A 9255-nucleotide genomic window follows, 5' to 3' on the forward strand; every position below is an offset into this window, starting at 1 on the left:
CGCCAGCCGACTCGCCACGCCACCCCGCCAGGCGACCCGCCACGCCACCCCACCAGGCGACCCGCCACGCCACCCCACCAGGCGACCCGCCACGCCACCCCACCAGGCGACCCGCCACACCACCCCGCCACTCGCCCCCTCCTTGCCAGCCCAATAGTCAGCGCCGTATAGTCCACGCGGAATAAACGGACTGGAGCGATTATGGCCGCACCCAAACTCACACCCATGGCACTGGCCGTCCTGGAGCTGCTGAACGAGCGGCCGATGCACCCGTACGAGATGACCCAGCTGATGCGCGACCGGCACCTGGAGCACCGCGTCGCGGTCAAGACCGGCTCGCTCTACCACACGGTCGACCGCCTGCTGGCCGTCGGGCACATCGAGGTCTTCGAGACCCAGCGCGAGGGCCGACGGCCGGAACGGACCGTCTACGCCCTCACCGAACAGGGCCGCGACGCGTTCATCGACCGCGCCAGGACGATGCTCAGCACCATCGCCACCGAGTACCCCGAGTACGTCAGCGGTCTCGGGGTGATGGACGACCTCGGGCGCGAGGACTCGCTGGAGCAGCTGGAAAAGCGCCTCCTGCAGCTCGAAGCGAAAGCCGCCGCGCAAGAGGTCGTCACCCGCAAGCTGACCGCCGAGGTGCCGCCCATCTACTGGGTGGACTGGCGCTACACCGCCGCGCAGGTGCGGTTCGAACTCGAGTGGACCCGGGAACTGGTCCACGACATCAGGTCCGGGCGCCTGCAGTGGATCGACTACGACACCCAGGACCCCGCACTCTCCCTCGTCCCCACCGAATCCACTGAGGACAGATCCGATGACCGAGCGAGCTAACCCGTGGGCGGCGCTGATCGCGCTGTGCGTCGGGTTCTTCATGATCCTGCTGGACACCACGATCGTGTCCATCGCGGTTCCGTCGATGGTGAAGGGCTTGAACACCGACCTCAACGCCATCGTCTGGGTGATGAGCGTCTACCTGCTCACCTACGCGGTGCCGATGCTGTTCACCAGCAGGCTCGGCGACCGCTTCGGGCCGAAGCGCGTGTACCTGGCCGGGCTTGCGGTGTTCACGCTCGCGTCGCTGTGGTGCGGCCTGTCCGGCACCGCCGAGACGCTGATCGCGGCGCGCGCGGTGCAGGGGCTGGGCGCGGCGCTGATGACGCCGCAGACCCTGGCGTTCATCACGCACCTGTTCCCGCCTGCCAAGCGCGGCCCGGCGATGGGCATGTGGGGCGGGGTCGCCGGCCTGGCCACCATCGCCGGGCCGCTGCTCGGCGGTGTGCTGGTCGACCAGCTGGGCTGGGAGTGGATCTTCTTCGTCAACGTGCCGGTGGGCGTGGCCGGCCTGGTGCTCGCGGCGCTGATGGTGCCGGACTGGCAGCCACGCAACTCCCACTCGTTCGACCTGCCCGGCATCCTGCTGTCGGTCGCCGGGCTGTCGCTGCTGGTCTTCGGGCTGCAGAACGGGCAGCACTACGACTGGGGCACGGTCGCCGGCCCGGTCAACGTGGTCGAGGTGATCGCCGCCGGAGTGCTGCTGCTCGCCGGGTTCGTGGTGTGGCAGCGCTACAACCGCCGCGAGCCGCTGCTGCCGCTGCGGGTGTTCGCCAACCGCAACTTCTCCGCGGGCACGCTGACCTCGGTCACGATCGGCTTCACCATGACCGCGATGTTCCTGCCGCTGGTGATCTACGTGCAGGACGTGCTGCTGCTGTCGCCCACCGAGGCCGGGCTGGTCACCGCGCCGATGTCGCTGCTGTCCGGGATCATCGCGCCGTTCATCGGCCGCCTGTCGGACCGGACGAACCCGAAGTACCTGGTGATCTTCGGGATCGTCGCGCTCGCCGCCGGCCTCGGGCTCATCGCGTTGATGGCGCGGGAGACGAGCACCTGGTGGGTCACCTTCCCCGGCCTGCTGCTGTGCGGAGTGGGCACCGGCTCGGTGTTCGCGCCGATGAGCAACGTGACGATGAGCTCGGTCGAGCCGCGGCTGGCCGGCACCGCGTCGGGCATCTTCAACACGGCCCGCCAGGTCGGCGGCGTGCTCGGCAGCGCGGCGTGTGGCGTGCTGCTGCAGGCCCGGATCAGCGCGGGCATGGCGAGCAGCGGCGGGAACCAGGCGCAGGCGCTGACGGACGCGGCGCGCGAGACGATGCTGCTGCCGGTGGCCGTGCTGCTGCTGGGAATCATCGCGGCGGCCGCCATGCGCCGCCCGGCGCCGCGGCCCGCGCCCGCCCCAGCCGCCGCGCGTGCCTGACGGATACCCTCCCGACGTGCACTTCGTTCTCGCCTCACAGTCCCCCGCGCGCCTGGCGGTCCTGCGCGCCGCGGGCATCGAACCGAGTGTCGTGGTCTCCGGCGTCGACGAGGACGCCGTGGCCGCGGCCCTGACCGACCCGTCCCGCGAGGAGCTCGTCACCGCCCTCGCGCTCGCCAAGGCCGAGGCCGTGCTGGCCGAGGTCGCCCGCACGCACGCGGACGCGGTGGTCGTCGGCTGCGACTCGATGCTCTCGTTCAACGGCGAGATGCTCGGCAAGCCGGGCGACGCGGAGACCGCGCGCAAGCGGTGGGCGCAGATGGCGGGCGGCAGCGGCGACCTGCTCACCGGCCACGCGGTGCTGCTGGTCAAGGGCGGCGAGAAGGCCGGCCAGGCCGTCGGCACCCAGACCACGCGAGTGCGGTTCTCGTCGCCGACCGAGGCCGAGATCGACGCCTACGTCGGCACCGGCGAGCCGCTGCGGGTCGCGGGCGCGTTCACGCTCGACGGGCTCGGCGGGTGGTTCGTCGAGGGCATCGACGGCGACCCGTCCAGCGTGATCGGGATCAGCCTGCCGCTGACCCGGCAGCTGCTCGCGGAGATCGGGATCAGCGTGACCGACCTCTGGTCTCCCACATCCTGAGAACTGCCCCACACGAAGGGGTCATGGGGAAGAGTCCGGTGACGCCGCGTGTTGACCACACGCGGCACAACCAGTGACTTTCACGCCCCGGAGCGAACCCGTGTCCCTGTTACGGACCTACACCAAACCCAAGGTCTTCGGCCTGATCGTGGTCGTCGCCCTCGTCGTGGGCGCCCTGCTGGGCATCCTCGCGAAGCAGACCGGCCAGGACTGGCTCGTCACGACCCTCGACACGATCGGGTCGATCTTCACGAACCTGCTGCAGGTCACCGTCCTGCCGCTGGTCTTCACCGCCATCGTGCTCGGCATCGTGAGCCTGCGCGGCCTCGGCGGCGCGCGCACCGCGGCCCGCCTCGGCGGCAAGACCGTGCTGTGGTTCGCGACGACCTCGCTGATCGCGGTGCTCATCGGCATCGTCATCGGCAAGATCGTGAACCCGGGCAGCGGCGTCTCGCTGCAGCCCCAGCCGTCGACCGTGGAGAAGCTCGCCTCGCGCGACCAGGGCTCGTGGCTGGACCTGATCAACAACCTGGTGCCGAGCAACCTGTTCGAGGCCTTCGCCGACGGCGAGATCCTGCAGGTCGTGCTCGTGTCGCTGGCCGTCGGCCTCGCCGCGTACGCGCTGGGCGACCGCGCCGAGCCGTTCGTGAACTTCAACCGCGCGGTGTTCGACATCGTGCAGAAGGTGCTGGGCTGGATCATCCGGCTCGCGCCGCTGGGTGTGCTCGGCCTGATCGGCAACGCGTTCGCCACCTACGGCGACCAGTTCGTGCGGCCGCTGCTGTCGCTGATCGTCGCCGTCTACGCGGGCACGCTGCTGGTGCTGTTCGGCGTGTACCCGCTGCTGCTGCGCTTCGTCGGCAAGGTGAGCCCGGCGGTGTTCTTCCGCAAGGCGTGGACGGCGCTGCAGTTCGCGTTCGTGTCCCGCTCGTCCGGCGCGACGCTGCCGCTGAGCCGCCAGACCGCGGTGAACCTCGGCGTCGACCCGGGCTACGCGAGCTTCGCGGTCCCGCTCGGCACGACGACCAAAATGGACGGTTGCGCCGCGGTTTACCCCGCGGTGGCCACGATCTTCATCGCGAACCTGTTCGGCATCTCGCTGTCCTTCGGCGACTACCTGCTGATCGTCGTGGTCGCGGTGTTCGGCGCGATCGCCACGGCCGGGGTGACCGGCTGGTTCACGATGCTCACGCTGACGCTGAGCACGCTGAACCTGCCGCCCGAGGTGATCGCCACCGGGATCGCCGTGATCTACGGCATCGACCCGATCCTGGACATGATGCGCACGGCGACGAACGTGGCGGGCCAGATCGCGATCCCGACGTGGATCGCGCGCACGGAGGGCCTCCTCGACGACGAGGTCCTGAACTCCCCCACCGCGGCGCCGCTGCTCGACGCGCCGCAGCCCGCGCGGGCCTAGCTGCAGGCGCGCAGGTCGCCCGGGTTGAGCTGCACCTCGGGCCAGCCACGCAGCTGGCTGACCGAGGTGTAGCGCCGGGTGCAGCCCAGCGCGCTGCCGTCGAGCGCGAACACCCGCGCCAGCACCGGCGACGTCTGCACGACCACCACCTCGGGCGCGGTGTCGCCGGTGACGTCGTCCAGCCGCACGACCCCGCCGCTGGAGTAGTAGGGCTTGTCGACCGAGCGCCAGGTGCCGGCGCGGTCGACGAGCAGCTGCGCGATCGCAGCCCCCTCCTGCCGCGCGTGCACGAGGCAGGCCGACACCGTGCCGCTCACGCAGGACAACGAGTTCGCGTCCAGGCGCCCGCCCAGCGCGGTCACCGTCACCTCGATCGTGTTCGCGCCCGCCTGAAATCGCCCGTTGCCGCCTTGGGAATCGGCGAGCAGCTCGACCGGTTTGCCGTCCACGGTCGCCCGCGCCACCACCTGGCAGGGCCCCTCGCCGCAGTCCGCGCCCGCCGTCACCGCGTTGGTCCCGCCGCCGTCGGCCGGCGCCTGCGCGCTCGTCCCGTCCTCGCGCAGCAACCGCACGGTGACCAGCGCAGACAACGCCACGACGGCCGCCACGACCGCGGTCACGACAACCGAACGAGGCGCGCGTCCCCTGCCCACGTGCCCACCCCTTTCCCCTTCAGGGTAAGCGTGAGCCGGGTCTCACCGCAGCACGACTACTCCGCCGTAAACTCCGGGAAAGGCCCGCGGAAGCGCCGCGCGACGCTCCGGGGGGATTGCGTGAAGGACCAGATGGAGGTAAGGGCGTGCCCGAGCAGGCCAGCGCGACCCAGGGCGGACCGGTGACGAAGATCCTCGTCGCCAACCGGGGTGAAATCGCGGTCCGCGTCATCAGAGCGGCCAAGGACGCCGGGCTCGCGAGTGTCGCGGTGTACGCCGAGCCCGACCGGGACGCGCCGCACGTCCAGCTCGCCGACGAGGCGTTCGCCCTCGGCGGCACCACGGCCGCGGAGAGCTACCTCGTCATCGACAAGCTCATCGACGTGGCCAAGCGCTCCGGCGCCGACTCCGTCCACCCCGGCTACGGCTTCCTCTCCGAGAACGCCGACTTCGCGCAGGCGGTCATCGACGCGGGCCTGACCTGGATCGGGCCGAGCCCGCAGGCGATCCGCGACCTCGGCGACAAGGTCACCGCGCGGCACATCGCGCTCAAGGCCGGTGCCCCGCTGGTCCCGGGCACCAAAGACCCGGTGTCGAACGCCGAGGAGATCATCGCCTTCGCCGACGAGCACGGCCTGCCCGTCGCGATCAAGGCGGCCTTCGGTGGTGGCGGCCGCGGCCTGAAGGTCGCCCGCACCAAGGAGGAGATCCCCGAGCTGTTCGAGTCGGCCACCCGCGAGGCGGTCGCCGCGTTCGGCCGGGGCGAGTGCTTCGTCGAGCGCTACCTCGACAAGCCGCGCCACGTCGAGGCCCAGGTCCTGGCCGACCTGCACGGCAACGTCGTGGTCGTCGGCACCCGTGACTGCTCGCTGCAGCGCCGCCACCAGAAGCTGGTCGAGGAGGCGCCCGCGCCGTTCCTGACCGACGAGCAGCGCCGCACGATCCACGAGTCGGCGAAGGCGATCTGCAAGGAGGCCGGCTACTCCGGCGCCGGCACGGTCGAGTACCTGGTGGGCCTGGACGGGACGATCTCGTTCCTGGAGGTCAACACCCGCCTGCAGGTCGAGCACCCGGTGACCGAGGAGACCGCCGGCGTCGACCTGGTGCGCGAGATGTTCCGCATCGCCCAGGGCGAGAAGCTGCGGTTCACCGAGGACCCCGAGCCGCGCGGCCACTCCATCGAGTTCCGCATCAACGGTGAGGACGCCGGGCGCAACTTCCTGCCCGCGCCGGGCACCGTCACCAAGCTGGTCTTCCCGGAGGGCCCCGGCGTCCGCGTCGACTCCGGCGTGGTCACCGGCAGCGTCATCGGCGGCCAGTTCGACTCGATGCTGGCCAAGGTCATCGTCACCGGCACCGACCGGCAGAACGCGCTGGAGCGCAGCCGCCGCGCGCTGGACGAGATGGTCGTCGAGGGCATGGCGACGGTCCTGCCGTTCCACCGCGTCATCGTGCGCGACCCGGCGTTCGTCGGCGATGAGGACGGCTTCTCCGTGCACACCCGCTGGATCGAGACGGAGTTCGACAACCAGATCGAGCCGTTCACCGCGGCCGCGGAGGCCGACGAGGACGCCGAGCCACGTCAGACGGTGGTCGTCGAGGTCGGCGGTCGTCGGCTGGAGGTGTCGCTGCCCGGCGACCTCGCGCTGGCGAGCGGCGGCGGCAAGGGCGGCGGTGGCGCGAAGGCCAAGCCGCGCAAGCGGGGCGGTGGCACGAAGGCCGCGGCGAGCGGCGACACCGTGGCCGCGCCGATGCAGGGCACCATCGTCAAGGTCGCGGTCGAGGACGGCCAGCAGGTCGAGGCCGGCGAGCTGCTCGTGGTGCTCGAGGCGATGAAGATGGAGAACCCGGTCACCGCGCACAAGTCGGGCACCGTGACCGGACTTTCCGTCGAGGTCGGCGCCGCTGTCACGCAAGGCGCTTCCCTGCTCGAAATCAAGGACTAACCTGACGGTGTGACCGAGGTTCCCTCGCCCGATCTGCGCATCGGCGACAACGACCGGGAGTCCGCGCTGAAGGCTCTCGGCGAGCACCTGAGCGCCGGGCGCCTGGACCTCGACGAGTACGGCGACCGTTCGGCGAAGGTCACCGCCGCCCGCACGCGGCGGGACCTCGCCGAGCTGTTCGCCGACCTCCCCGAGCCGCACCCGGTGTTCGAGCAGCCGGCGAAGGCGGTCGAGAAGAAGCCGGACCGGCCGCCGCGGCAGTGGTCGGACCGCCCGTTGCCGCAGCGCGTGGCGGCCGCCGCGGTGCCGTTCCTGTGGGTGGCGGCGATCGTGCTGGCCTTCGCCACCTCAACCTGGTGGTGGGTCGCCATGCCGTTCGTGTTCACCGCGGCCGCGAGTAATTTCTGGGGTTCGGACTGGGAGAAGCACCGGCACGGCGCCCACGGCAGGCGGGACCGGCGCCGGTGAGCGACGAACCGGACCTGCGGCTGTCCGACGCCGAGCGCACGGAGGCCATGGACGCCTTGTCCGAGCACGTCCGCACCGGCAGGCTGGACATCGACGAGTTCGGGCGGCGCTCGGCGCAGGTCGCGGCGGCCCGGACCCGGTCGGACCTCGCGCCGTTGTTCGCCGACCTGCCCGCGCCTCGGCCGCGGGTGCTCGACCGGCCCGCGCCCGCCCGGCCGCCCGCGCGGAAGGTCGGACTCGGGCTGCTCCCGCTGCTGGTGATCGCCGCGGTGGCGGTGTTCGTGCTGACCCGCGGCATGTGGGTGGTGCTGCTGGTGCCGGTGGTGATGGCGGTCGTGCTGGGCTGGCGGCGCTGATGGATCCGGTGGAGATCAACGCCGGCCGGTACTACCTGCGGCAGCTGCGATCCGACGACCAGCTGGACGACCGCCCGGCGCTGACGGCGGCCGGGGTGACCGCGCCGAGCCAGTACGTGGCGCGGCGGGCGCGTGAGTGGGCGCGGGACGAGAGCTACGCGTGGGTGATCGCGGAGCCGCGGACCGGTGCGATGCTGGGCGAGGTCGTGCTCGGCACCGACGGGACCATCGAGGTCTGGACCTCTCCGGACGACGAGGTGGCCGAGCGGGACGCCGTCGCCGCGGTCGCCCGGTTCGCGGCGGGCGCGCTCGGGCTGGCGGTCCGGCGTCCGTAGCCGGATGTGGCCCAGTCCTCTTGTGCTCGCTGACACAATTCCTCGCGCGCCGTCGCGGGTTGTGGTGATCTGGATTCAGATTCCGATTCAGCGCTGAACGGGGGGAACGTGGGCGAGTCCAGCGTCTTTCTGACCCGCATCCTCGACGTGCTGTTAGATGGCGGCGACCAGATCGCTTTCGCCCATCGTGGCCGGTCGATGACGTATCGGGAGACCTTCGACACATTACGGCGGCTGCATGCGACTTTGAAATCCGAGGGGATCGTCCCCGGGCAACTGGTCGCAATTACCGGAGGAAACGCGCCGGAAACAATTCTCCTGCAGTTCGCCTCCCAGTTGCTCGGTGCTCGGGTGGTGCACATCGACGAGGGCCGTTCCGATTTGCTGGAGCTGCTCGAGGTCGACCACGTGCTGACCACGGATCCGGAAGGCCCGCTGGTGACTTCGCGGGTCGCGCGCGCCCCGCGGCGGGACGAGGAGACCGCGTTGCCGCGCTCGATCGAGACGATGTTCTCCGGCGACGGCACGAACCTGGTCTGCTACCGGGACGTGTACGAGGAGATGGCCCGCACGACGCAACCGAACGCCGAGGGCCCGCAGCGGGTGCTGTTGATAGCGCCCCTGTCGCACCCGATCGGCAACCGGCTGACGTGCAAGGCCCTGCTCGCCGGCGACACGGTGGTCCTGCACGAGCGCACCACAGGCACCGGAAGCTTCGCGGCGGCCAACCTCGCCGGCGAAGCCTGACAGACCTCGCTCACGGCCGCAGTGCGCCGCGCCTGCTGCACGCGGCGGGTCAGCCCCGCTCGCGGCAGGTCGCGGCCCCGCTCGAGGCCGCGCCACGCGAGCTACCACCGCTCCCGGCGCACTCGCGGCCTGCCGTTAAGGGGCCGGCAAGCCCCGATCGCAGCGAGACCGCGCGCCGCAGCCGCCAGCGCGCCCACCCGAGCTGACCGCACGCACACGCCGCGCCAGCGGCGCGCCCACGAACTCCCACCAGCAGGCCCCGGCTCCCGTCGCGGCACGGCCGCAAACCACAGCGCTCGCCCACCAATCCTGGGCCGCGCTCGTCAGCGCGGCTTCGCCGCCGGCCCAGCCGCACCGAGCTCGGCCGGTCGCGGCACGGCCGCGAACCACAGCCCACCCACCAACCCTCGGGCCGCGCCCGTCA

At 71.4% G+C, this 9255-nt stretch carries 10 protein-coding genes; 9 read left to right on the forward strand and 1 reads right to left on the reverse strand.

Translation table 11 applies throughout. The features are described from left to right. Nucleotides 1-225: 225 nt before the first annotated feature. From AMY39116_RS0341305 to AMY39116_RS0341320, 4 genes are all read left to right on the forward strand, one after another. Nucleotides 226-840 (forward strand): PadR family transcriptional regulator, encoded by a 615-nt coding sequence (locus tag AMY39116_RS0341305; protein WP_020423455.1) that lies wholly within the window; start codon nucleotides 226-228, stop codon nucleotides 838-840. Beyond that, a complete protein-coding gene (locus tag AMY39116_RS0341310; protein ID WP_020423456.1) occupies nucleotides 824-2263 on the forward strand; it encodes an MFS transporter in 1440 nt (479 codons plus the stop codon). Before AMY39116_RS0341305 ends, AMY39116_RS0341310 begins: the two co-directional genes overlap by 17 nt. A 16-nt stretch (nucleotides 2264-2279) precedes the next feature. Continuing rightward, a complete protein-coding gene (locus tag AMY39116_RS0341315) occupies nucleotides 2280-2906 on the forward strand; it encodes a nucleoside triphosphate pyrophosphatase (protein WP_020423457.1) in 627 nt (208 codons plus the stop codon). Between the two features lie 100 nt (nucleotides 2907-3006). Continuing rightward, nucleotides 3007-4326 carry a dicarboxylate/amino acid:cation symporter gene (locus AMY39116_RS0341320; RefSeq protein WP_020423458.1) on the forward strand — a complete coding sequence of 440 codons (1320 nt, stop codon included), beginning with the start codon at nucleotides 3007-3009 and terminating at the stop codon, nucleotides 4324-4326. Here the strand turns inward: AMY39116_RS0341320 and AMY39116_RS0341325 are convergent. Beyond that, nucleotides 4323-4946: a hypothetical protein gene (locus tag AMY39116_RS0341325; protein ID WP_020423459.1), complete on the reverse strand. Its 624-nt coding sequence runs from the start codon at nucleotides 4944-4946 to the stop codon at nucleotides 4323-4325. The genes AMY39116_RS0341320 and AMY39116_RS0341325 overlap by 4 nt on opposite strands. Nucleotides 4947-5125: 179 nt before the next feature. Between AMY39116_RS0341325 and AMY39116_RS0341330 the strand changes: the two genes are divergently transcribed. From AMY39116_RS0341330 to AMY39116_RS0341350, 5 genes are all read left to right on the forward strand, one after another. Beyond that, a complete protein-coding gene (locus AMY39116_RS0341330; RefSeq protein WP_020423460.1) occupies nucleotides 5126-6925 on the forward strand; it encodes an acetyl/propionyl/methylcrotonyl-CoA carboxylase subunit alpha in 1800 nt (599 codons plus the stop codon). A 9-nt stretch (nucleotides 6926-6934) separates the two neighbouring features. Further along, complete coding sequence (locus AMY39116_RS0341335; protein ID WP_020423461.1) at nucleotides 6935-7393, forward strand: DUF1707 domain-containing protein; 459 nt, start codon at nucleotides 6935-6937, stop codon at nucleotides 7391-7393. After that, nucleotides 7390-7749: a DUF1707 domain-containing protein gene (locus AMY39116_RS0341340; protein ID WP_020423462.1), complete on the forward strand. Its 360-nt coding sequence runs from the start codon at nucleotides 7390-7392 to the stop codon at nucleotides 7747-7749. Before AMY39116_RS0341335 ends, AMY39116_RS0341340 begins: the two co-directional genes overlap by 4 nt. Further along, nucleotides 7749-8084: a hypothetical protein gene (locus tag AMY39116_RS0341345; protein ID WP_020423463.1), complete on the forward strand. Its 336-nt coding sequence runs from the start codon at nucleotides 7749-7751 to the stop codon at nucleotides 8082-8084. Before AMY39116_RS0341340 ends, AMY39116_RS0341345 begins: the two co-directional genes overlap by 1 nt. Before the next feature lie 108 nt (nucleotides 8085-8192). Then, entirely contained in the window at nucleotides 8193-8831 is a 639-nt protein-coding gene (locus AMY39116_RS0341350) for an AMP-binding protein (protein WP_193354416.1), read from the forward strand. Nucleotides 8832-9255: the final 424 nt, after the last annotated feature.

The organism is Amycolatopsis sp. ATCC 39116, from assembly GCF_000231075.2.
Classification (GTDB): Bacteria; Actinomycetota; Actinomycetes; order Mycobacteriales; family Pseudonocardiaceae; genus Amycolatopsis_E; species Amycolatopsis_E tucumanensis.

Excerpts from the sequence above, each read along its gene's own strand:
- AMY39116_RS0341310 (WP_020423456.1), top strand. The coding sequence starts at position 824 with ATGACCGAGCGAGCTAACCCGTGGGCGGCGCTGATCGCGCTGTGCGTC.
- AMY39116_RS0341305 (WP_020423455.1), top strand. The coding sequence starts at position 226 with ATGGCACTGGCCGTCCTGGAGCTGCTGAACGAGCGGCCGATGCACCCG.
- AMY39116_RS0341345 (WP_020423463.1), top strand. The coding sequence starts at position 7,749 with ATGGATCCGGTGGAGATCAACGCCGGCCGGTACTACCTGCGGCAGCTG.